The organism is Ktedonobacter sp. SOSP1-52, from assembly GCF_016587395.1.
The window spans coordinates 1,965,876-1,988,236 of sequence record NZ_BNJH01000003.1; the positions used below are offsets into that span (position 1 = coordinate 1,965,876).

The 22,361-nt window shown below is 52.5% G+C and carries 18 protein-coding genes and 4 pseudogenes; 14 read left to right on the forward strand and 8 right to left on the reverse strand.

Translation table 11 applies throughout. From position 1 onward, the window contains the following. Positions 1–156: 156 nt before the first annotated feature. Positions 157–258, reverse strand: a pseudogene (locus JMJ16_RS33990) (transposase); the annotation flags it as partial. A gap of 36 nt (positions 259–294) precedes the next feature. Then, positions 295–480, reverse strand: coding sequence for a DUF4158 domain-containing protein (locus JMJ16_RS33995; RefSeq protein WP_201388806.1), 186 nt, complete (start codon positions 478–480; stop codon positions 295–297). 183 nt (positions 481–663) lie between these two features. Here JMJ16_RS33995 and JMJ16_RS34000 point away from each other — a divergent pair, with 183 nt between their 5' ends. The 6 genes and pseudogenes from JMJ16_RS34000 to JMJ16_RS34025 all read left to right on the forward strand — a co-directional run bounded on the left by JMJ16_RS34000 (position 664) and on the right by JMJ16_RS34025 (position 5,717). Further along, positions 664–1,581 carry a tyrosine-type recombinase/integrase gene (locus JMJ16_RS34000; protein ID WP_201388808.1) on the forward strand — a complete coding sequence of 306 codons (918 nt, stop codon included), beginning with the start codon at positions 664–666 and terminating at the stop codon, positions 1,579–1,581. An 18-nt stretch (positions 1,582–1,599) separates the two neighbouring features. After that, complete coding sequence (locus JMJ16_RS34005) at positions 1,600–1,947, forward strand: hypothetical protein (protein WP_201388809.1); 348 nt, start codon at positions 1,600–1,602, stop codon at positions 1,945–1,947. Beyond that, positions 1,947–4,145: an NACHT domain-containing NTPase gene (locus tag JMJ16_RS34010; RefSeq protein WP_201388810.1), complete on the forward strand. Its 2,199-nt coding sequence runs from the start codon at positions 1,947–1,949 to the stop codon at positions 4,143–4,145. Before JMJ16_RS34005 ends, JMJ16_RS34010 begins: the two co-directional genes overlap by 1 nt. A gap of 206 nt (positions 4,146–4,351) precedes the next feature. After that, positions 4,352–4,723, forward strand: a pseudogene (locus JMJ16_RS34015) (IS6 family transposase); the annotation flags it as partial. A gap of 260 nt (positions 4,724–4,983) precedes the next feature. Continuing rightward, positions 4,984–5,301 (forward strand): annotated as a pseudogene (locus JMJ16_RS34020) (DDE-type integrase/transposase/recombinase); the annotation flags it as partial. Between the two features lie 86 nt (positions 5,302–5,387). Then, on the forward strand, positions 5,388–5,717 hold the full coding sequence (locus JMJ16_RS34025; protein WP_201388811.1) for a universal stress protein: 330 nt from the start codon (positions 5,388–5,390) through the stop codon (positions 5,715–5,717). 71 nt (positions 5,718–5,788) lie between these two features. On the opposite strand, the gene JMJ16_RS34030 is transcribed toward JMJ16_RS34025, so the two are convergent. Further along, the gene (locus JMJ16_RS34030; protein ID WP_201388812.1) at positions 5,789–6,121 is read right to left on the reverse strand and encodes a hypothetical protein; all 333 of its coding nucleotides are present in this window, start codon (positions 6,119–6,121) and stop codon (positions 5,789–5,791) included. A 355-nt stretch (positions 6,122–6,476) separates the two neighbouring features. On the opposite strand from JMJ16_RS34030, the gene JMJ16_RS34035 reads away from it, so the two are divergent. Together JMJ16_RS34035 and JMJ16_RS34040 are read left to right on the forward strand one after the other, a co-directional pair. Beyond that, on the forward strand, positions 6,477–7,517 hold the full coding sequence (locus tag JMJ16_RS34035) for an NAD(P)-dependent oxidoreductase (RefSeq protein ID WP_201388813.1): 1,041 nt from the start codon (positions 6,477–6,479) through the stop codon (positions 7,515–7,517). Between the two features lie 99 nt (positions 7,518–7,616). Next, positions 7,617–8,312: a VIT1/CCC1 transporter family protein gene (locus tag JMJ16_RS34040; RefSeq protein ID WP_201388814.1), complete on the forward strand. Its 696-nt coding sequence runs from the start codon at positions 7,617–7,619 to the stop codon at positions 8,310–8,312. A gap of 230 nt (positions 8,313–8,542) precedes the next feature. On the opposite strand, the gene JMJ16_RS34045 is transcribed toward JMJ16_RS34040, so the two are convergent. After that, positions 8,543–10,603, reverse strand: coding sequence for a PAS domain S-box protein (locus JMJ16_RS34045; RefSeq protein WP_201388816.1), 2,061 nt, complete (start codon positions 10,601–10,603; stop codon positions 8,543–8,545). Positions 10,604–11,020: 417 nt separating this feature from the next. On the opposite strand from JMJ16_RS34045, the gene JMJ16_RS34050 reads away from it, so the two are divergent. The 5 genes and pseudogenes from JMJ16_RS34050 (at position 11,021) to JMJ16_RS34070 (ending at position 17,095) form a co-directional block, all read left to right on the forward strand. Next, a complete protein-coding gene (locus JMJ16_RS34050) occupies positions 11,021–11,665 on the forward strand; it encodes a DoxX family membrane protein (protein WP_201388818.1) in 645 nt (214 codons plus the stop codon). 331 nt (positions 11,666–11,996) lie between these two features. Further along, entirely contained in the window at positions 11,997–14,354 is a 2,358-nt protein-coding gene (locus tag JMJ16_RS34055) for a phosphoketolase (protein ID WP_201389236.1), read from the forward strand. A gap of 114 nt (positions 14,355–14,468) precedes the next feature. Next, entirely contained in the window at positions 14,469–15,725 is a 1,257-nt protein-coding gene (locus JMJ16_RS34060) for an acetate kinase (protein ID WP_201388819.1), read from the forward strand. Between the two features lie 212 nt (positions 15,726–15,937). Next, positions 15,938–16,261, forward strand: a pseudogene (locus JMJ16_RS34065) (CoA transferase); the annotation flags it as partial. A gap of 6 nt (positions 16,262–16,267) precedes the next feature. Next, entirely contained in the window at positions 16,268–17,095 is an 828-nt protein-coding gene (locus tag JMJ16_RS34070; RefSeq protein WP_201388821.1) for a GNAT family N-acetyltransferase, read from the forward strand. A 34-nt stretch (positions 17,096–17,129) separates the two neighbouring features. Here JMJ16_RS34070 and murB read toward each other — a convergent pair whose 3' ends face one another. The 3 genes from murB to JMJ16_RS57430 all read right to left on the reverse strand — a co-directional run bounded on the left by murB (position 17,130) and on the right by JMJ16_RS57430 (position 20,343). Continuing rightward, a complete protein-coding gene (gene murB, locus JMJ16_RS34075) occupies positions 17,130–18,239 on the reverse strand; it encodes a UDP-N-acetylmuramate dehydrogenase (protein ID WP_201388822.1) in 1,110 nt (369 codons plus the stop codon). Positions 18,240–18,401: 162 nt separating this feature from the next. After that, positions 18,402–19,814 (reverse strand): cell wall metabolism sensor histidine kinase WalK, encoded by a 1,413-nt coding sequence (locus JMJ16_RS34080; protein WP_201388824.1) that lies wholly within the window; start codon positions 19,812–19,814, stop codon positions 18,402–18,404. Between the two features lie 214 nt (positions 19,815–20,028). Next, positions 20,029–20,343 (reverse strand): ATP-binding protein, encoded by a 315-nt coding sequence (locus tag JMJ16_RS57430; protein WP_374229139.1) that lies wholly within the window; start codon positions 20,341–20,343, stop codon positions 20,029–20,031. 14 nt (positions 20,344–20,357) lie between these two features. Here JMJ16_RS57430 and JMJ16_RS34085 point away from each other — a divergent pair, with 14 nt between their 5' ends. Next, on the forward strand, positions 20,358–21,218 hold the full coding sequence (locus JMJ16_RS34085) for a DoxX family protein (RefSeq protein WP_236601809.1): 861 nt from the start codon (positions 20,358–20,360) through the stop codon (positions 21,216–21,218). 85 nt (positions 21,219–21,303) lie between these two features. Here JMJ16_RS34085 and JMJ16_RS34090 read toward each other — a convergent pair whose 3' ends face one another. Continuing rightward, on the reverse strand, positions 21,304–22,020 hold the full coding sequence (locus JMJ16_RS34090) for a response regulator transcription factor (protein WP_201388826.1): 717 nt from the start codon (positions 22,018–22,020) through the stop codon (positions 21,304–21,306). Positions 22,021–22,361 lie beyond the last annotated feature (341 nt).

Below are 22,361 nucleotides of genomic sequence, written 5' to 3' on the forward strand. Positions count from 1 at the left end.
GCCTTTCTCAGGCAGAAGACCGCCTGGAAAACGGTCATTGCTGATACGCAAGCGACACTTGAGGCAAGCCAGGTTGTGTTCTGGTTACAAGGAACACAGTGGCACCTGCGAGCATTGCCCGGCGTTGCCGCCGATTACGTGACCCTCTTTCATCTAGCTCCTGGGTCGCCCTCCTGGCTTGGCCGGTGGGATCACGTCTTTGATACAATACCATTGGGCATCCGTCAGATCTGTGGGATAGATTTGGTTTGCTTTCATATCCCAAGTCTATCTCACCTGACTGGTTGCCCCTTTTCAAACCAGCTCTAAGCGTTGATAGGTTTTGAGCAGGACAAGAAACCCGACTTCGGCAACGCGACCTTTGGTGGAACGATGAGCGACCAGGCGTTCTTGAGGCGTCGGAGTATAGACCTCAGCAAGGTCTTTGGCCGAGATGATTTGTTTGAAGCGAGGATAGGCCGTTCGCTCAATGGCAGTCATAAGCGTCACACTTCCATGCATGGCGGCCTGAACTAGACACAGCCATTAATTTCTGCTAATATACCTTTGTAGAAGTGGTAAATGCAAGACAAGCACCGTTTGTAGGACCTATTTCTGCTAATGTTTCCAGCATCACACGTTTCGCATTTCTGCTAAGGTCGTTGATCTCACAAGGATGTATCTATGAAGCGACAAGCGATGCCCCAGCTTTCCCCTTCAGGGAAACACGCGCTGGCAGCATATGAGCAAATACTCCTCGAACAAGAGGATCTTGCTCCTGCTTCTGTCCGCAACTATCTCAGCGATGTGCGCCATTTCATCGCTTGGTACGAGCGTCATATGGGTACTGAAGCCCATATCTTTACCCCACAAACGATTACAACCCCGGCTCTTACGCGTTACCGTACATATTTGCAAATAGATCAAAGGCAGCGGCCCGCCTCCGTCAATCGCTCTTTAGTGAGTTTGAAGTGTTATTTTGGGTGGGCGAAGCAGAAGCAACTTATTTGCTATGATCCTTCGGCTCCAGTCAAGCTGGTTGGCCAAGAGGAGATAGCTCCGCGACATTTAGACGACCAGGAAGAGCAGGCACTAAGGGTCGCTGTCACCAAAGAAGGGATACTGAGAGATCGCGTGTCGATTGTCTTGCTTCTGCATACAGGGCTCAGAGCAAGTGAGATCTGTCATCTGCGGCGGGACCAGGTAAAGCTGGGGAAACGCAGCGGAAATCTTGAAGTCATCGGCAAACGCAATAAGTATCGCGAAGTACCGCTCAATGCTACTGCAAGGAAGGTTCTGGAGGAGTATCTTTCCTCTCTGCCGTCTCATGCAGTCTTTCTCTTTCCTTCGGGAAAGACCAAAGGGGCTCTCTCGGAACGTATGCTTGGTTACACTGTCAAAAAGTATGCTACTGTAGCGAAACTGGTTGATGTCAGTCCGCATGATTTGCGTCATCGTTTCGGTTATCGCATGGCTGAGTCTGTTCCGCTCCATCGACTGGCACAAATCATGGGTCATGACTCACTGGATACAACCAGACTCTATATTCAGGGAACAAAGCAAGATTTGCAGCAAGCAGTTGAAACCATTGCCTGGGCATAAGAAAACAAAGGAGGGAAAATGTCCATTTTTGATCAGCGTGGGCAACATGTGCATACTCAGTATAATGCCCAACACATGAATTTTGGGACTGTACAGAATATGGTTGATTTCACTACCGAGTTAATAAAGCTAAGAGAAGAGATTGGCCGAGTAAAGAAAGAGGGCTTGCTTGATAGGAAACAGGCCAATGCTGTTGATTATCATATCACGGAAGTGGTAGAGGAAGCAGAGGAAACGCAGCCAGATAAAAAAACAATGCTTGATCACCTCAATACAGCAAAATCCTTGATTTCGGGAGTTACTGCTGCTTCTGGATTGGTCACCGCTCTCGTAGGAGCTATTGAAGCAGTCCAAAAATTATTCTGATGAAGAAACAACGACAGACGAAGAAGAGCCGAACAACAAACAAGAGAAAATCTTTACGTCTGAGTACAATCGATCAACGGTATCAGCAGGTTGAACGACAAACCAATATTGGTCATATCAACCTTTTCTCCCCGAAAGAAAAAGAGAATAGACTCTACCGCAAAAGATTGATCGGACAGGTAGGTTTTCATTGGATTGACGATTATCTCCAAATACATTCTTATCGACATTCTTTGCGTTTGTATGAACAATCAGTACTGGTACATCCACGTCGGCTGCCCAAAGTTGCCAAACGTCTCGTGCAGCCAGAGGGTTTACTGCCAGAAGAGGTAACGCTCCTTGAGGTATACAACCAAGCGGGAGGAGCGTTATTACTCCTTGGTGAATCAGGTTCAGGAAAGACCATCTTGTTGGCACAGCTTCCGCTACTAGAACGAGCGAAACAAGACGAAGAGTCGTTGATCCCAATTATTTTCCCACTGTCAACATGGGCCGTCAAACAGCAACCATTAGCCGAATGGTTAGCAGAAGAACTGAATCGCAATTACGGTATTGAGCAGAATATCGCCCATATATGGGTAAAAAAAGGGAATTTTATTCCTTTGTTAGATGGGTTAGATCGTGTAAATGAGTCCTGCCGTGAAAAATGTGTGCATGCCATCAACGATTTTTACAGTCAATACCAACAGGGACTCGTTGTCTCCTGCCAGACAAATGCATATCAACACCTCTCAGCTCGTACTACGTATCTGGAACTACGCAGGGCCGTAGTTGTACAGCCGCTGACTACAATGCAGGTAGAGAGGTATCTGGAGCACCTAGGTGAACAAGCTACGGCGATACTGAGTATGTTACGCAATGATCCAACATTGCATGATCTGCTCCAATCCCCACTCATCCTCGATGTAGTAACCCAGACCTTTGCGAGCCAACCTGTGCAGATTCGCCAGGTACTTCGAGATGCACAGGAATGGCAAAAAGAAATCTTTGAGGCATATGTCGAGCGCATGTTGGAAGCCTCTGATACTAATCAACCACTTCTAGAAGCAGAGACATCTCGTAGACGAGCGCGTCAACACCATAAGAGAAAGCCTCTCTACTCATCAGGGCAAACGAAACAATGGTTGAAATGGTTAGATCAACAACTGATTCAACATAATCAGACAGAACTATATATTGAATATCTGCAATTTGACTGGCTGCCAGAAAATATCTCACGTTTCACATTGTGCTGGAAAAGTACGGTCCTATTTGGGATAAGCCTGGGCATAATCATTTTTCTTTTTAACCTCGCTATCATGACACCTCTTGTATTCATCTTTCCTCATGGGACTTCCATCGGTTCCCTCACTATCTCTGATATCACTACCCTAGCAGGATGGTCGGGAGTGCTCATTGCGGGGGGAATTGCGACCTTCCTTTTTTATGGTATTGACAATATACGCATTCGCCCAGCAGAAATTGTCGCTTGGTCATGGAGTAAATTTAGAAACGTTCTACCTCAAGCTGTGATAGGCATATTCAGCATATTAACCCTGTGGCTGGTAGTAGTACTATTACCACAAGTGAACAAAGCAACGTCGCCCGAAAAAAACTTTCTCTTGGCCGAGTTGATAACGGGAATATTGTATGTTCTCTTTGTCAGGCTCATCAGCGCAGGTCTGTCGGGTAATATGCTAGAAGATAATCTTCGACTCCGACCGAATATTGGCATCCAGCGCTCAGCGCGGAATAGTATCATCGCCGGACTAGTGAATATGGGCAGTGCGTTTGTGCTTACCATAATAGGTAGTTTTGCGCTCAGTAGCGCTGATCAAAGAGGGTACCTCATCGCTCTAGCAGAAAGCGCATTAGGAAGCACATGCATCATTTTCTCATTGTTTATGGGTGGAGGTGCATGTCTCCTCCATCTTACACTGAGAATGGGACTGAATAAAGCGGGTGTGGCCCCTTGGAGATATGTTCGTTTTCTTGAGTACGCCACAAATTGCCGATTACTCCTCCGTGTTGGAAGAAGCTATATGTTCTATTATCCCTTACTTCTTGACTACTTTGCCAATCTTTCTGCCGAGAACAAGACCTCTTCTCCTTCGAGGAGACGAAAAATGGCCAGCAGAGTTGCATCGTCTTCACAAAAGCGGAAACGTGCGAGAATCGCACGTCTGAGAAGTTATTCTAATAATCATTACAGCATATAGAAATAACACAATTTTTATAAGTATTAGCGGCAAATATGGCGGCCCCAGGAACGAATCCTTGTTAGGATGTTGTCATGAGGTGCGTCGCGTGCTACCCTGCTCTTGTTGAGGGGCGGGGACGCCGCTGTGGTGCGTGGCGTGGTTGTGTTGCAAAAAAGGAAGCTGATCTGGTACAGTAAGAGGAAAACGAGCGAAAGAGGCATGTTATGGCAGGGCAGAATCCGTTCAAATGGCGTCACTTCCAATCCGACATCATTCTCCTGTGCGTACGCTGGTACCTCCGCTATGCTTTGAGCTACCGGGATCTGGAAGAAATGATGCGTGAACGAAGGCTGCGTATCGATCATACGACCATCTACCGCTGGGTGCAGCACTACGCTCCAGAACTCGAAAAGCGGTGTCGACCTCACCTCAAAGCTACCAATGACTCCTGGAGAGTGGATGAAACCTACGTCAAGATCAAAGGAACATGGGCGTATCTCTACTGGGCGGTCGATTCACAGGGACAGACGCTGGAGTTTCTCTTGAGCCCGACACGCGATGCCGAGGCTGCCAAACGTTTCTTCCACAAAGCGCTGCATATCACCGCTGATTCAGCCCCTCAAGCTCATCCGATTGAGGAACAGGCGACCGAGCCCACGATGGTGACTATCCCCACCACTCTAACCCCTGCCTCCTATACACATTTAACAAAGTGATTTTGCAACGTGGCTGAAAAAGCTGTCTTGGAAAGAAGAGCTGACAAACAGAGATGTGAAAGCTCAAGCTTCCCGTCCCGCATCTGATGCTGGCTCCCATGTGCCATTGTTAAATGTGTATAGGAGGCAGCACTCTAACCCCTCGGGTGATCAACGTCGACAAGAACGCAGCCTACCCCAAGGCTATTGCAGAACTCAAAGCCATCGGGACACTTGCCACCTCTGTCGAACTGAGGCAGGTCAAATATCTCAATAACCTCGTTGAGCAAGACCACCGTTTTATCAAGCGCTTGGTCAAGCCAGGGATGGGCTTCTTTTCCTTTGAGACAGCGCAGCGAACCTTACAGGGCTACGAGACGATGCATATGCTTCGCAAGGGACAGGTACACAGTGTGAGGAAAGGAGACATCAAAAAGCAAGTCACCTTTATCGCCCGTCTGTTTGGGGTGGCAGCCTAAGCCCAGCAAGAAAAAAGAGCTTCCTCGCACATTGTGTCTTTGAGCGTTTTTGCAACACAACCCTACTGCGTGAATGCCCATCAACGATGCACCTGCGTCTGACCTCCTCACTACGCTGTGATATCGAGGTTCCCCAGGCCATCCTCGACGCCAGCGAGAAGGGACACCTGGCAGACCAGAATACCCCTGGCTATGAGTGTATCGCCATGGCAACCCATGGGCGTAAGGGGCTGGCACGCTGGGCAATAGGAAGCATCACCGAGCGGGTACTCTCAGGAGCCAGGCGACCACTGCTCATCATGCGACCAGCGAGCATATGCAAAGCTCACTCTGGTTTCCACGGATCTCACGAGACACAAATGCAAAATGAAAAAATACAAGAGGAATGGCAACAACCCTTTGTGGGACTGTTCTAGTGCTATTAAAGAGGGTGCGGGGATTATGATCCCCATACCCTCTTTTTTGCTCAAAGAAGTACACACGAGCGTTAATGAACCACGACAAGCGCGTATTGCCGGACCTCTGTATGGCAGAGCTGAGCGGGGATATGTCCACGTAGATGAACTTGAAACGCAGGTTTGCACTTCGAGTAGGTAGGAATGTAGATGGAGCTTTGCTGCCCATCAACTACCAGGAGGGCCATGGCCTCAAGAAGCGCAGGCCAGGAGTTTTCCAGGAATGCTAGCATCTCTCCTGCCTGCCAACCCTTTGTCTCACATTCCATTGGACCCAGCACATTCTCATTGAATTCCATGACATGCTGAGGATATCGCTGCTCTGTTGCTCGTAGACAGATGTTGAGTGGTTCATAGAGTGTCATCACTATCCCCCTTTTCTCAGCTTTCTATAAACTGCTTGCTTCCCGCCATCGGTGCTATTCTTTCCTACAGCACGGACGAGAGATACATGCGCATCACCTGATAAAGCTGTAGAGTATCCTTCCTCCACCACAATATCTTCTTCTATACAAGCATAACGTTGTTCCCTCACAACTGGATCACGAGCAAGGAACACGCCTTTCTCAAAACAATCACTGTCGAAATTCAACCTTTGTAAGGTGGTTGTGACACCATATGCCCTGCTTTGATAGGTTTGTGATGGCAGTTCTCTATGCTCTACTCTAGTGCCCCACACAATGGGAAGAGAATGTTTGGCCGCAAGAGAGGAGAGAACATATGTATACAGAAGACGCACATCCAGCAAAGCGACAGATGCTTATTACTGAGGCTACTGTGGATGAAAGCCAGTACCTTACTGAACAGCTGGCATCAGATGAGCTGGTCATGCTGGCGATCCCAGGTACCCTGGCAGATGCCAATCCAGAGATGCTGGCGCAAACGGAGATTCTTGTGCCCTTTGTGCACTCACATATTGGTTGTGAGCAGTTGGAGAAGATGCCCAAATTGCGTTACATTACAACACGCTCAACGGGATATGAGCATATTCATCTCACCTACGCGACGCAACGTGGAATTGTAGTCTCGCATGTCCCGGAGTATGGGGAGAGCGCGGTCGCGGAGCATACCTTTGCGCTCCTGCTGGCCTTATCGCGCAAGCTCTATCGTGCTCTGGCGCATGAGTGGGGGAAAGGTGCTGTGATGAGTGACCTGTGTGGAATGGATCTCTTCGGCAAAACGCTCGGGGTCATAGGTACTGGATCGATTGGCTCACGTGTCATCCAGATTGCCCGAGGCTTTGGGATGCAGGTACTGGCATATGATATACAGCGCAATCCGCGGCTCGCAGACATGCCAGGTGTGACATATACTGATATGCCATGCCTCTTACAACAGGCGGATATTGTCACATTGCATGTGCCGGCGAATCCACAGACGTATCATCTCTTGAATCGTGAGACCCTGGGCTGGATAAAGCCAGGCTCGTTGCTCATAAATACCGCCCGTGGAGCGCTGATCGATAGCGAGGCCTTACTCTGGGCCCTGCACGCACATATCCTGGCTGGAGCCGGGCTTGACACTGTTGAGGGCGAAGAACTCCTCCAGTATGAAGAAAACATGTTCCCTCTACCCATGCAAGCTGAGGAGTGTAAACAGTTGCTTTCTTATCACGCGCTCTATCATCATCCCGACGTGATCATCACTCCCCATATGGCTTTTAATACACGAGAAGCTTTGCGGCGTATTCTCGATATCACCATTGAAAATATTCGTGGCTATCTGCACGCAAGACCACAGCACCAGGTACCGCTTGGGTAAGCATACTTCCGTCGTTGCCAGGGCGCGTACCCCTTGTCAGCGGAGAGCGACGATGGGCCTGCATGCGTGTACAACTCAAGGAAGGAGAGGAGGCAGATTATGCCCCAAACACCACATATTGAGCGCCATTTCACCGCCAGCGATACTATTCGGGATATTGTCATTGGTATGTCGGATGGCCTCACTGTGCCATTCGCCCTTGCCGCTGGCCTTTCAGGGGCAGTGAGTTCGACCGCGATTATCGTGACAGCGGGACTTGCAGAAATCGCCGCAGGATCGATTGCCATGGGGCTTGGAGGATATCTCGCCGCGCGCAGCGACGCGGAGCATTATACAAGCGAGCGAAAACGAGAGCAACTGGAGATCCAGGAGAAAGCAGACGCGGAGAAAGAAGAGGTCAGAGAAATCTTCGCCTCTTACGGTTTGACGCCGGAGCAGAGCGCCCCCATTGTGGATGCGTTAAGTAAGCGTCCCCAAGCCTGGGTTGATTTTATGATGCGCTTTGAACTTGGACTGGAAGAGCCAGATCCCAGGCGTGCCTTCGCCAGTGCACTAACCATCGCACTCTCGTATATCGTTGGCGGCTTCATACCACTGAGTCCCTACATCCTGCTTACCACTGCACAGACGGCCTTGATAACGTCCGTTGGCATCACCCTCCTGGCGCTCCTGATCTTTGGCTATGTCAAAGGGCGCTTCACAGGCACCAGGCCTCTGCGCAACGCTTTGCAGACCTCCGTTATTGGTGGGTTAGCGGCAGCAGCAGCCTTTCTGATCGCACGCGCCATTGCATAGTCACCCGCTAGGCGCCTTCATCCATGCAATGGATAGGGCACAAATGATGGGTCGCCAAGCGCTGAAGAGGCAGAGGTGGCTGAAGCGAAGCACCTACTAGCAGCACCAACTCCCGCTGTGTTGTAAAAAAGGAAACTGATCTGGGTCAGTTGCGAAAAGAGCAAAAGCGAGCTCACCAGGGCAGAGTAGCGGCCCTTCACATAGTGTCATGCGCGAGGCCGAAATCCTTCTCATCTGTGTGAGATGGTATCTGCGGTAGGCTGTGTTGCCAATGGAAGCGTCAGGAAGAAGGTCGTGCCCTGCCCTTCTTTGGACTCAAACCAGAGCCGTCCTCCATGTTGCTCGATGAGCGTACGGCAGAGATAGAGACCCAGGCCAGTGCCAGTGATGCCAGCGGCCTTCGCATTATCGGCACGCATAAACCGGCCAAAGATTTGGGCTTGTTGCTGTTGAGGAATGCCAATACCAGCATCCTGCACACGGATGTCGACCGCTTGGGCTGCGATATTCGCTTCAAGCTGTACAGTCACTGGCCCGCCTTGTGGGCTATATTTGATCGCATTGGAGAGGAGATTCGTTAATACCTGTTCGATGCGCCTGGGATCGATAGGGGCTTCAAGGGTTGTTTGTTCTGTTCGCAATTCCAGGTGATGCCGGGTCGCCGTCTGACGGAAACGTTCCACTACCCGTTGTGCCAGGGAAATCATGTTTGTAGGAGCACGCTGTAGGACAACCTGGCCTGCTTGCAAGCGAGTGACATCGAGAAGGTCTTCGGTCAGATCCGTGAGGCGATCAGTCGCATACTCGATATCCTGTAACATCTCCTGTTGCCAGTCAGCCAGTTGTGGGCCATGACCACGTGCCGTTTGCATGATCATGCTACTCACGGATGTTTTGAGGATCGCCAGGGGCGTACGCAATTCATGGGCCGCGATGCCAATAAATTCGTCCTTGAGATATTCCGTCTCTTTTAAGGCACTGACATCCTGGTGAATGACCAGGGCCAGCGGCTCCTGTTCCTGGGGCTGACTTTCTAGTGTCTCTGGTGACTCTATACTGTACCAGTATGCTGAAGTCAGCGGCACGGCATTGACCAGAATAGGGAGGCTTTTCCCCGTGGGCTGACGAATAAATTCCTGGTGCTGAAAAACAGTTTCCCCATGCAGGAGCGCGCGCATGGTAGCCCAGGCCTCTGAAGGGAACTGTTGTCCTTGCTGATCAACAATAGAAATAGTGTGTGCCTCGAGAAACGTCTGCATGGGCTGCTCGAGAGGCCAGGCAGCGCCCCAGATCGTGGCAGCCGCACGATTCGCCAGCACCAGGCGCGCATCCTTCCCATGGACGACATAGATACTGCTTGGTAAGCTATCGAGAATGTGTTGGAGAAAGGTGCGCTGGGATATGGTGGTAGCGTGGATCCGCGATTGGGTCCACTCCATTTGCCTCCGCTCGGTAATGTCCCGGTTGATCTCTAAGGTAGCTGTTGCTGATCCCTGTGGATTACGAATAAGAACCTGCCGGCTTTCCACAATCACGACATGGCCGTCACGATGGATATGGTGAAGTTCTCCCTCCCACCGGCCCTCTCGCTCAAGCTGTGCATCAATGGTCGCTTGACTCCCTGAAAAGCGGGTTTTCAGCAAGGCGTGCGTTATGCGCCCAAGAACTTCTTGAGCCGTCCAGCCGTAGAGTTCTTCCGCTCCATGGTTCCAGGAGAGGATGCGATTAATGGAATCTCGTACGAGAATAGCGTCGCGCGAGAGATTGATGAGATCGGCTTGCATACGGAGACGCTCGGCTTGCTGTAGGCGCTCCTGCTCCAGAAGACGCTGGGTGGTCATATCACGAATCGCGCCAATGACATGCACTGTGTCTCCCACGAGAACCGGGCGGAGGCTAATATCCACGGGGAATTCACTTCCATCTTTCCGCTTCCCAAACAGATTGAGTCCGGCTCCCATAGGTCGCATACGTGGTGCAGCAGTATACGTGGTGCGATGGGCGACATGTGTTACCCGCAAACGTTCAGGAAGCAAGCACTCCAGAGGTTGTCCGATCAATTCCTCTTGGTGATAGCCAAACAGGACCACCATCTGCGCATTTGCATAAATGATGAAGCCTTCATGACTGACCACAATCAATGCGTCAGGAGAGAGACGCAACAGATCTCGTAATGTTGCCATCGTCGTACACTCAAAAGCACTCGCATCGTTCATCTCGATGAAGTGCGTTGCTTCTGCGGCATATCTATCACCATGCTGTTGGTGGTGAGCGTGGCGATTCTGATTCATGAGCAAAAACCTCTTTGAGATATGGTTGATTGTAGTTCGGTCGCTCTCTTCACCCGTGGCTTTTCAACTATTTCCCAGCTTTGCTGGAACGAAAGGTGCGTTTGTCATTTGTCAGCACCCCTGTCTATCTTTTTCTCTATACTACCACATGAGGTTAATTATGCGGTAGGGGACGATACATGGACGAGGCTATCTTGGCCGAGTGCTACAAGCCCATTCTGGCTGTGATGTGCTCGTAAGGTTTTTGTGAGCGGTTGTGATGGGGTGGTGAGAAGAGAAGTGTATGCTTATGACTGTCAGAGAGATGGTGACTGTGAGCAGCACTCAACGGCGAGAGGATGCGATCACCACCTCTCTCAGAAAACAGGCTTTGTCATTATCGTGATCATAGATTTTCTTTTCATGGAGGAGAGAACCATGAGTATGTTTAGCACACTTCAGCCTCGTACATCTACCCAGATTCCAGAGCCACCTGCCGCAAAATTTCTCTTTGCAGATACGCGTATGGCGTGGCTCTGGCTCATCATTCGTGTGTATGTCGGCTATGAATGGCTGACCGCTGGTTTCGAGAAGCTCACCGGTCACTCTATCGCCATTGGCTCCTTTGGCGAAGCTGCCAAAGGTGGCGCCTGGGTCTTCAGTGGACATGACGGCGTCGCTATCCAAGGGTTTGTTGCTGGCGCACTGGCCCAGGCAGGTGGACCACACCCGGCGGTACAGGGCTGGTACGCGGCCTTTCTCCAACATGTAGTGCTCCCTAATGCGGGGATCTTTGCCTACACGGTTACCTTTGGCGAGGTGTTGATCGGTCTTGGTTTGATCTTTGGTGTCTTGACCGGTATCGCCGCCTTCTTCGGTGTCTTTATGAACCTGAACTACCTGCTGGCAGGGACGGTGAGCATCAACCCGGTGATTGGTGCGTTGGCGCTCTTGCTGGTCCTGGGCTGGCGGATCGCGGGCTACTACGGCATTGACCGCTACCTGCTGCCGCTGCTGGGTACCCCCTGGACGGGTTCACTTACCAGGAAACAGGCGCGCGTCGCAACTGCTGCCACAAGTTAGTTGAGGCCGCATGAACGTGCCTGTAGCCTCCATGCAAGTGGAGAAATATATGAGGAAAAAGCTTTGGCAATGGTTTCCTGTCAAAGCCTTCTTTGCTCTAGCGGCGACTGCCTGAGTGCTAGAGGGATCTCACCACACAGCCTGCCCAGGGCAAGCTGTCTCTTTGTCACTGGTCGTTTACAGGGAGGGACCAGGCGACGTACAGGCAATGCGGGGCTCGTATACGCATTGTGTGGTTGTGTTCCATTTTTGTGAGCAGATCGTGTAATCACTGCGCTATTCTCTCTAGAGAACCAGTAATTAGAGAGGCACATTTCACAAGGAGAATATGATGTCACTGCTTGATCAGGCATATCTTGATTTGCTCCATCGCTATTGGAATGCAGCGAACTATCTCACCATTGGACAAATTTATTTGCGGGAGAATCCTTTATTACGGGAACCGCTATGCCCCGAACATATCAAGCCGCGACTCCTCGGCCATTGGGGAACGTCACCGGGTCTGAGCTTCATCTACGTGCACCTCAATCGCCTTATTAAAGAATATGACGCCAATATGCTGTATCTGGCCGGCCCTGGACATGGTGGGCCTGCGATCTTAGCGAATGTCTATCTGGAAGGCACGTATTCGGAGATCTATCCTCACATCACACAGGATGCCGAGGGCATGCGTCATCTCTTCCGCCAGTTCTCAACACCGGGGGGCGTCCCAAGCCATGTCAGTGTCCCGACCCCAGGCTCTATTCACGAAGGAGGAGAGCTTGGTTACGTGCTTTCGCATGCCTTCGGCGCGGCATTTGACAATCCGGATGCGATTGTCGCCGCTGTTATCGGTGATGGAGAGGCCGAGACAGCGCCACTAGAGGGAGCCTGGAAAAGCATCAAGTTTTTGAACCCGGCTCGTGATGGGGCTGTGCTTCCTATTCTCCATCTCAATGGATATAAGATCTCTGGTCCAACCGTGCTGGGACGTAGCAGTAACGACGAGATAGGCAGTCTCATCGCGGGTTATGGCTATGAGGCTCATTTCGTTGAAGGCGACGATCCTCTGCGTATGCACCAGGTTTTTGCTGAGACGCTCGATGCCTGCTATCAGCAGATCCGTTCTACGCAAGAGGAGGCGCGCAGGAATGGTGTCACCATGCAACCAAAGTGGCCTGCCATTGTTTTACGTACACCCAAAGGATGGACAGGGCCGAAAGAAGTCGATGGTCTTCCCATTGAAGGGTCGTTTCGCTCACACCAGGTGCCGGTAGCGGAGGTCAAAACCAATAGCGAGCACTTGCATATGCTTGAGCAGTGGATGCGCAGCTATAAACCGGAAGAGCTTTTTGACGAGCATGGGCGTCTTCTTCCCGAGCTCGCAGCGCTCTCCCCCGTAGGAGAGCGTCGTATGGGAGCCAATCCGCATGCGAATGGAGGAAAGGTGCTATTTGACCTGGATCTTCCACGCTTTACGGATTACGCTCTTGAGGTGCAGCAGCCTGCACGTGAACGCCACGAATCAACCCGTCAGCTCGGCAAGATGATGCGTGACATCTTTACAAGAAATGCGCAGCAGCACAATTTTCGTCTCTTTTGCCCTGATGAAACCAATTCCAACCGCCTTGGGAACGTGTTTGAAGTTGAGAATCGCTGCTCGGTTGAAACCACCATGGCCAATGATGATCATATCGCCGCAGACGGGCGAGTGATGGAAGTGCTGAGTGAGCACCTGTGCCAGGGCTGGTTAGAAGGCTATCTGCTGACAGGGCGACATGGCATCTTTGCAACGTATGAAGCCTTCTCGATGGTCTCGGCCTCCATGACCATTCAGCACGCAAAATGGTTGGAGGAGCAGATCAAACTCCCCTGGCGCGAGCCAATTGCATCGTTCAACATTCTGTTGACATCAACCTGCTGGCGCAATGACCACAATGGGTTTAGTCACCAGGGCCCCGGACTCATCGATACCGTGCTTTCAAAAAAAGGGACGGTGGCGCGCATTTACTTACCACCAGATGCTAACTCGTTACTCTCTGTGGCCAATCATTGCTTCCGCAGTCGCAACTATGTGAACTTGATCGTGATTGATAAGCAGCCACAATTACAATGGCTGAATATGCAGGATGCGGTTGAGCATTGCGCGCGAGGATTGTCGACCTGGCACTGGGCCAGTAACGATGACCAGGTCGAGCCAGATGTCGTGCTTGCCTGTGCCGGTGACATTCCCACGCAGGAGACGATTGCGGCGACCTGGTGGTTACGTCGACACATCCCAGAATTGAAAGTGCGTGTCGTGAATGTCGTTGATCTCATGACGCTCTATCATCCCTATCTGCACCCGCATGGCCTGGATGAGGCGACATTTGCCGCGCACTTTACGCAGGATAAGCCAGTGGTGTTCGCTTTCCATGGGTATCCACGAGCGATTCACGAGATCATACACGGGCGTCCCAACACGCCTCGCTTCCATGTGCGTGGCTTCAACGAGGAGGGCACGACGACGACGCCCTTTGACATGGTTGTGCTGAATGGCATGAGCCGTTATCACCTCTGTATCGAGGCGATGCGACGTGCTCCTCGTGTGCGAGCGCTCACACCCCCTCTTATTGCTGAGTGCAACGATCAGCTTGCTCAACACAAGGCCTATGTGAGAGCCAATTTTGAAGATATGCCGCAAGTACGTGATTGGGTATGGACTGACTGATAGAGTATTCGCACTTGTTAGCAAGACGCAATGCCTGTCAAGCCATGGAAGAAGAGGTGGTCCCGGCAGGCATTGTTGAGTTCCGCTGGTAATCTATCCTCAAGGAGGAGCCTGGTGAATATCCTGGTGTTAAACGCAGGGTCAAGTAGTTTGAAATGCTGCCTGTACGTTGTCTCTGGCAACTTGCCAGGTGAGTCACCGGCAGCAATGTGGGCCGCTCATCTGGAGCAGATGGGCAGTGAACAGATGCAACTGCATGTGGTAACCAGCGATGGTCGCAGCACTGAACAGCGCTTTACTGGCAAGATAGATTGGTCCCTTGCCGTGGCACATACTATCAGGACCCTATGGAGTGGTCCAACGCAGGTACTCACTGGATCTGCGGAGATTGATATTGTCGGGCATCGTGTGGTCCATGGTGGCGCGCAGTATGACGATGGAACCCTCATTACACCAGCAATCAAGGAGGCCATTGCGCAGCTCGCGTTATATGCTCCTCTACACAATCCAGCGGCCCTCGAGGGTATCCGCAGTATCGAAGCCTCTTTGCCACAAACGCCACAGCTTGCTGTCTTCGATACTGCATTTCATCGTCATCTCTCACCTGCTGTCTCATATTATCCCGGCCCATACGAATGGATTGCCCAGGGCATTCGTCGCTATGGCTTTCATGGGCTGAGTCATCAGTATTGCTCGCAACGAGCCGAATCGCTGTTGGGACTCCCTCTTGCATCATTGAAACTGGTAACCTGTCACCTGGGCAATGGGTGCTCGCTTGCAGCAATTTCGCACGGGCAGAGTATAGATACAACGATGGGGTTTACCCCGCTAGAGGGGCTCATGATGGGGAGCCGTTCTGGCTCCATCGATCCAGGCATCTTGCTCCACCTGCTACGCCACCAGGGCTATACCATCGAGCAACTGGATACAGTCCTCAATCAAGGCTCTGGTCTGCGTGGGATCTCAGGTCTGTCTCACGATATGCGGGACGTGCTCGCAGCGGTAGCGGCAGGGAATCCACGCGCGGTGCTGGCAAGAGATATGTACGTGTATCGACTTCGAACCGCTATCGGAGCCATGCTTGCGGCGCTGAGCGGCATGGATGCACTTATCTTTACTGGTGGCGTGGGGGAACACGCTGCTCCTATACGAGCGGCGGTCTGCCAGGCATTCGGCTTTCTGGGGCTTCAGCTCGATGAGGCCAAAAATAGCGTCGCAGGATCGACAGATGACCAGGATATCGCTACTCCTGCTTCACGTATTCGTGTCCTGGTCGTTCACGCCCAGGAAAACTGGATGATTGCGCAGGAATGCTGGCGCTGGAAAACGGGCCAGCATTCCTCTCAAGAAGACCTGACATGCCCAGGATGAGCAGATTCTGACACGACTCTGATCGCACGCGCCATTGCATAGTCACCCGCTAGGCGCCTTCATCCATGCAATGGATAGGGCGCAAATGATGGGTACGCAAAGCGCTGAAGAGGCAGGGGAGGTTAAAGCGAAGCACATGCCAGCAGTGCAAATTCCTGGCCACAGCGAGCGCAGAAAAATCCGCCCCGTGAGCGTTCTGTACAACCAACGCCCAGCGCGTCCAGCATCGTGAGGAGCTGATCCCTCTCCTGCAAAAGCTCTTTCTAGAGCGTACGACGCAGGACTGGCTTGACACCCTGCATCGGTCCGGCATTCCCTCAGGTTCGATTCACTCTATGAGCAGTGTTTTTCATGATCCGCAGCTTGCCCATCGTGGATTTATCTGGGAATGCCCACACCCGACTGCTGGCTACATCCGGCTCCTTGGCTCACCCCTGCGCCTCGAAGCAACGCCTCCCAGGCTCTACAAAGCCCCTCCTCTCCTTGGTGAAGATAATAATCTATGCTCTCTTCGTCAGACAGTCGAAACGAGGTAAGTTACGATGATTGTTGGCAATACCATGTCTACCAAACGCGTGACTATTGAGCCTGATGCAACGCTTGATCCTTACTCGGAGGGCATGCCCTCTCGCAATCAGATCATATCCACGCCTCGCGGGAACGTCTTCTTGCGCGATTTTTGCCCGGCCCCGTTCGTGGAGCGGTTGCGTGTCGACGCGGGGACGCATGCTTTTGCACACCTCCCAGAGCGAGAACACCAGCTTCTCCTTTCGATTGCCCGCAATCCAGATTGCACCCTGGCGCTCGCTCATACACCAGAGGGCGCCATTGTTGGCCAGGTCACGCTTGCACCACTGGATACTTGGTGGAGCCAGCTGGAAAATGCCTATGAAATCGCCATTGAGGTAAGCGAGCATTGGCGTGGGCTGGGCATTGCCCGACGTTTGCTCGCCTTTGCTCTTGAACTGGAGACAGCGGAGAATCTCATTTTATGCGCGCTGGGTCTCTCCTGGCACTGGGATATCGAAGGACTCCACACTACCCCCCATCGCTACAGAGAAATGCTTGTTCACCTGTTCACTTCGCAGGGATTCACCGAGTTTGCGACCACGGAGTCCGATATCACGATGGATCCGGTCAACGTCTTGCTGGTGCGGATTGGCAAATGGGTTGATACGCGCGATATTAAAACCTTTCGCCAGGTCGTCCAACGCCCCCTTCCGCGCTGGTGTAATGTATTTTCAGGAGAAGGAACCCGTTGTGTGATGTCGGTGTCGCGCTCTCACCCACTGGAGAGGACAAGAATCATGAGTGGCCGGGCTCTGCATATAACCCAAGAAGAGGGTCCGTGCGCCATCAAGACTCCCTGATGGCGCACGGACCCTCTTCTTGAAGCAGAAAGCTTTAGACATTGGGATGCGGCTCAGTGGATGCCTGTGCCGTGGCAGAGCTCACTTCTATGGGCACAGCCTGGACCTGCTGGGTATGCCATTCGCCAAGGAGCTCGAGATTCAGCTCGAGCTGGACCCCGCAGTGGAGCAGGACCTGGTGATGCGCCTTGACGATGAGAGCCAGGATATCACTCGACGTTGCCCCACCCAGATTGACGATATAATTGGCGTCTTTGGGCGAGATCTGCGCCTTGCCGTAACACGCACCACGCAGACCAGTCTGGGCGATGAGCTCATCGGCCCGCCTTCCAGGAGGATCAATAAAGACTGAGCCGATATGTCGCTGCTCCGGCTCCGCTTGCTGACGCGCCTGCTTCTGCCTATCGATGAGGGAAGTGAGCACGCCAGGATCCTCTCGCTGGAGATGCAGACCCAGGCGTACCACAATCTCCTCGGGCTCAATCAGTCCTCGCGGGATCAAGACCAGGTGTCCCTCGGCGTCTATGGTGGCGCGGCGCTGCTGCCGGAAGCGGCTCGTGCGATAACCGAGCGCCAGTTCCGCATGTTGATAACGCCGCAGAATAGCGACGGCATCTTCGCCTTGCGCCTTCAAGTTACACCCACGCGCATCCAGGACCTCTATCCAGTTCAAGACATCACCAAGACTCTGTGTATGGGAGCCTGCATTGCTGACGACGCCTCCACCCAGTGTTCCCGGGATACCCACGCCGAACTCCAGACCACCCCAGCCAAGAGAAGCTGTGCGCCTCAGCAAGCTTTCCCAGCGGACTCCGGCATCGGCAAGCACAAGGGCCTCTTGCTCAGACAGAGGCTCAATGTCATAGGAGGATAGCCCCATCTCCGCAACAATACCACGGATCCCGGCATCGGCGTAGAGGATGTTAGAGCCTGCGCCGACTATCAGGAGCGGCCAGTTCTCTTTCGTACAAAGTTGGACCAGTTTTGCGAGCTCTTCTCGCGTCTTCAGGGTGAGCCAGAGATCAGCGGTCCCGCCTGTGCCAAATGAGTTATGCCTGGCCAGAGGCTCCTGCTTATGAATACGTTGCTGAAAATGGGGAGAAAGCATCCTATAGGAATAGTCAATGTCAAACGCTCTCATCATGTGTCCCTTTCTGCCTCTCTGTCCTACAAATACGCTCTCCTTGGAGATTGCGTAAGCGTTGTCTGCTAGGGAAGAGCATATGTGGTGTACTGATCCTCTACCAAGCAGAGGGTATATCCCTCACAGGAATGATACAGAAACCAACAAGAGATCACGTACCGATCACAAAGAGCAAACCCCCTCTTCCTGGTAGGCAGGAAGGAGCACATGGACCGTGCTCCCCACGCCTAGTGTGCTCTCAATCCAGATCAGTCCCCGGTGCTTATGAATGATATGTTTACAAAGGGTCAGTCCTAGCCCTAGACCGCTCACTTCACGTGTCAGACTTCTATCGACCCGGTGAAAGCGGTGAAAAATGCGCTGCAATTGCTGGGGTGCAATGCCAATACCGTGATCACGTACACAGAGCTCGATGAAGGCTGCTGCCATCTCATGCGCTTCATGAGCACTCCCTTGCGGTTCAAACCTGTCCTGTGCTTGCCCGAGCAGGAGAGTGGTGGGTAAGGGACGACGCAGGAGAATCTCGATCTCGCCTCCCTGAGGCGAATATTTGACTGCATTGTCAAGCAACATATCCATGACATCGCGCAATCGCTGCTCATCAGCATACACCAGCGGCTCCCCCAATGCGTCTTCAGCTTCCAGGCGCAGGGAGAAGCGAGGCTGCTGCGCCTGCGCATGCATATGCTGTTTCCAGCGTGACCGTGCCCCTAGCAGGGCTTGTTCAGCGACCGTCTCCAAATTGGTAGGGCTAAACGCAAAAAGAAGGGCCCCGCTTTCCAGTTGGGAGAGTTCGATGAGCTGATCGACCAGGCTTGCGAGATGGCTGCTTGCCTCATCAATCTCCTGGAGAAACTCACGCCGTTCCTCAGGCTGAATACGGTGTTCATAGCGCAGCAAGGTATTGGTATAGCCTTTGATTGCCGCAAGTGGGCTACGTAACTCGTGGCTGAGGGCATCTTGAGATTCAGTCTGGATAAAATTCCCTCCAGAAAAAGATGTATGCAGGCTCAAGAGTGCGAGAAACATCGTCATAAGAGCGGTCCCTGCGGCCTCCTGAACGCAAGGCGACAGTGTATTGGAGGGAGTTGGCTCTATGACACGCTGCGTGTCGCCCGTCGTTTGCATCGTGAGCAACGTGGCAACGGGTGGCAAATGGAAGCGTGATGCTGGAACTGCTTCGCTGTGCTTATCCACATGCGCCTCCAGCACAACGTGAGAAGGCAGCGTAATTGGCAGAGGATAGGAGACGCGTCCCTCGGTGAGAGGCGTTGCCTGCATGATGGCATCCTGTGCGTGAAGAGAAGGAAGTATTAGCGAGAGATGCGGCATACTGACCCCCTGCGAGGCCAGAAGATACCACTGCTCATGCGTAGTGAGGCCGCCTATGAGCGGAAAGTGAAGCGCCAGAATATGGACAACTTCGCGAGAGTGCTGCTCGGGCAGGCAAAGGAGAAGCGCTCCTTGGTACTGATGTACACAACGCAAGAGCATTTGAAGCAGGTGCGCTGCCGCTGTGGCTGCATCGATTTCTCCGGCAAACACTTGTTTCCCTAGCAATCGTGCATAAGCCATCAGATCCAAGCATGAGGTTGTTGGTGTGGTCCCCGATCTCTCTCCAGATGAAGAAAAACAGCCACACGTTCGTAGCATTGGAGCAGTCACGGCATTTCCCTTTGTTGGCTAGTAGATCGTCACTGATGTGACTGTAGTATAGCCTGGAGAGATACACAAGTACGTCACTCACACATAACGTGATATCACAATGCTGACACAAACATGCTGGGTTTCATAGCTTTCCTTCACAAAGAAGAGGGTGGGGGAGATGGGGGAGAAGAGCTGAACTTATGTAGCAGTCGCGTTCTCGCCCTGCGACACATCCCCAATGGGGAGTGTCAGGAAGAAGGTTGCCTTCCTCTGAGGTGAGCCAGAGGCGTCCTCTGTGTTGCTCAACGAGCATCCGACAGAGATACAGGCCCAGTCTGGTTCCGCTAATGCCCGCGGCCCTGGCATTGTCAGCGCGGATAAAGCGCCCCTGGAGGAAAGCGCCGCCTGGGGAGGCGCACCTGTATCCCTTCTTTATACTACCATATTTGGGAGGCAGACAGGAAAGCGCTTATGAAGCGATTTCCTGCATGTGATGTGGCTGTGATACCTCTTCCCCTGGCTGTGACGGGTGAGAGACCCCTACCGGATATGCTTATCACTGTCAGGGAGGTAACAACCGAGGGTGCCGATCCACTGGTACTGGTGAGCAAGGATTGTTCTTCTCTGGGGTATCATCCGTTTTCGTTCAATCGAGCGTACACATCGTTTCAGGGAGGAAACATCATGCAGATGTTGAAAACACTTCAACCACGCGCGTCAACTCAAATTGCCGAGCCACCAGTGGCACGGTTCCTGTTCGCAGACACACGCATCGCCTGGCTCTGGATCATCGTTCGCTTGTATGTTGGCTATGAGTGGCTCACCGCTGGTCTGGAGAAACTGACGGGCCGATCCTTTACGCTCGACGCGTCTTTCGGCCAGGCCGTCAAGGGAGGCGCCTGGGTCTTCAGCGGCCACGATGGGGCAGGGCTTAAGGGCTTTATCGCAGGGGCGCTGGCCCAGGCTGGAGGCCCTCATCCAGCGGTGCAGGGCTGGTATGCCGCCTTTCTCCAACACTTCGTCCTGCCCAACGCTGCCATCTTTTCCTATATAGTCACCTTCGGCGAAGTCTGCATTGGCCTCGGCTTGATCTTCGGAGTATTGACTGGAATTGCCGCCTTCTTCGGTGTCTTTATGAACCTGAACTTCCTGCTGGCGGGCGCAGTGAGTATCAACCCCGTCATTGGAACATTGGCCCTCTTCCTGGTACTGGCCTGGCGGATTGCTGGCTACTACGGTGTAGATCGGTACCTGCTCCCGTTACTAGGAACACCCTGGACAGGCTCGCTCGCGAAACAACAGACACCCCTTCCCAAGGTTGCCACAAGTTAAACACAGGAATCACAAACACTCTCAACGAGGAGTTGCGTCGGCGCAACTCCTCGTTTGTTCTTCACGTTGGTTCGCAAGCTCCCCTTTATGGCGTGGGCTGCGGGTCGACGAGGAGATAGCCAATGCCGATTCTGGTCAGAAGATAGCGTGGTTGAGACGGTGTTGGTTCGATTTTCTGCCGGAGGCGGTTCACATTGACCTGGAGCATGTGGCTCTCTCCCAGATATTCACTGCCCCAGACATGTTCCAACAATTGATCATGCGTCAGGACGCGCCCAACGTTCTGCGCCATATAGGCAAAGAGACGATACTCGACAGGGGTAAGCACAATGTCCGTTGCCCCTCGCTTGACCAGATGTTGCGCGTAATCGATGGTCAGCTCACCGATCTTCGTCGTGGCTTGCATCCCTTTTTCCTCAGTCGTCGCGAAGGAGGTACGCCGAAGAACGGCGCGAATACGCGCCAGGAGTTCATCGACGCTAAAGGGTTTGGTCAGATAATCATCGGCTCCTAAATCCAGCCCGAGCACCTTGTCCTTGTCTTGGCCCCTGGCGGTCATGACAATGATGGGAACGGTGGAGAACTCGCGTATCCGCGTGCAGACCATAAAGCCATCGAGTTTGGGCATCATCACATCTAAAAGCACAAGATCGGGCATTCTGGTTTCCACAGCCTGAAGGGCTTGCTCTCCATCTTGGGTAGCAATGACCTCATAACCCTCAAGTTCAAGGCTGCGTGACACGAGCCGCAGCAAACGCGGATCATCATCAGCGGTCACAACGGTGGTTTTCTTTGCAGCCATAGCTGTTTATCCTCTCGAGGCGGCGTTCCCATGAGAAGTAATCACGTGATGAACCATGTCCTGGGAGCAAGCACAACTCATCTCTCTTTGGCACGAATGTATGCTCTTAGTATATCCCACACCACGCATTAAAGAAAAGCCATGCCTGTGCTGCCCTCGACCAAACTCAGCCACCACTCCTGCAGAGGTACAGGCTCCTGTCTTCGGTAAACTCTGTGTGAGATGATCAGTCTATTGTACCTTGGAGGAACGCAGCTTGGGGTCTTGTTCTCAGTTCTGGCACATCCATTTTGTTGCCTGACGAGTAATTACAAATGAGACCGATGAAACTCAACCACAAA

Coding starts and splice junctions, on each gene's coding strand:
- JMJ16_RS33995 (WP_201388806.1), bottom strand. CDS start 480: ATGACTGCCATTGAGCGAACGGCCTATCCTCGCTTCAAACAAATCATC.
- JMJ16_RS34000 (WP_201388808.1), top strand. CDS start 664: ATGAAGCGACAAGCGATGCCCCAGCTTTCCCCTTCAGGGAAACACGCG.
- JMJ16_RS34005 (WP_201388809.1), top strand. CDS start 1,600: ATGTCCATTTTTGATCAGCGTGGGCAACATGTGCATACTCAGTATAAT.
- JMJ16_RS34010 (WP_201388810.1), top strand. CDS start 1,947: ATGAAGAAACAACGACAGACGAAGAAGAGCCGAACAACAAACAAGAGA.
- JMJ16_RS34025 (WP_201388811.1), top strand. CDS start 5,388: ATGCACCTGCGTCTGACCTCCTCACTACGCTGTGATATCGAGGTTCCC.
- JMJ16_RS34030 (WP_201388812.1), bottom strand. CDS start 6,121: ATGACACTCTATGAACCACTCAACATCTGTCTACGAGCAACAGAGCAG.
- JMJ16_RS34035 (WP_201388813.1), top strand. CDS start 6,477: ATGTATACAGAAGACGCACATCCAGCAAAGCGACAGATGCTTATTACT.
- JMJ16_RS34040 (WP_201388814.1), top strand. CDS start 7,617: ATGCCCCAAACACCACATATTGAGCGCCATTTCACCGCCAGCGATACT.
- JMJ16_RS34045 (WP_201388816.1), bottom strand. CDS start 10,603: ATGAATCAGAATCGCCACGCTCACCACCAACAGCATGGTGATAGATAT.
- JMJ16_RS34050 (WP_201388818.1), top strand. CDS start 11,021: ATGAGTATGTTTAGCACACTTCAGCCTCGTACATCTACCCAGATTCCA.
- JMJ16_RS34055 (WP_201389236.1), top strand. CDS start 11,997: ATGTCACTGCTTGATCAGGCATATCTTGATTTGCTCCATCGCTATTGG.
- JMJ16_RS34070 (WP_201388821.1), top strand. CDS start 16,268: ATGATTGTTGGCAATACCATGTCTACCAAACGCGTGACTATTGAGCCT.
- murB (WP_201388822.1), bottom strand. CDS start 18,239: ATGATGAGAGCGTTTGACATTGACTATTCCTATAGGATGCTTTCTCCC.
- JMJ16_RS34080 (WP_201388824.1), bottom strand. CDS start 19,814: ATGGCTTATGCACGATTGCTAGGGAAACAAGTGTTTGCCGGAGAAATC.
- JMJ16_RS34085 (WP_236601809.1), top strand. CDS start 20,358: ATGAAGCGATTTCCTGCATGTGATGTGGCTGTGATACCTCTTCCCCTG.
- JMJ16_RS34090 (WP_201388826.1), bottom strand. CDS start 22,020: ATGGCTGCAAAGAAAACCACCGTTGTGACCGCTGATGATGATCCGCGT.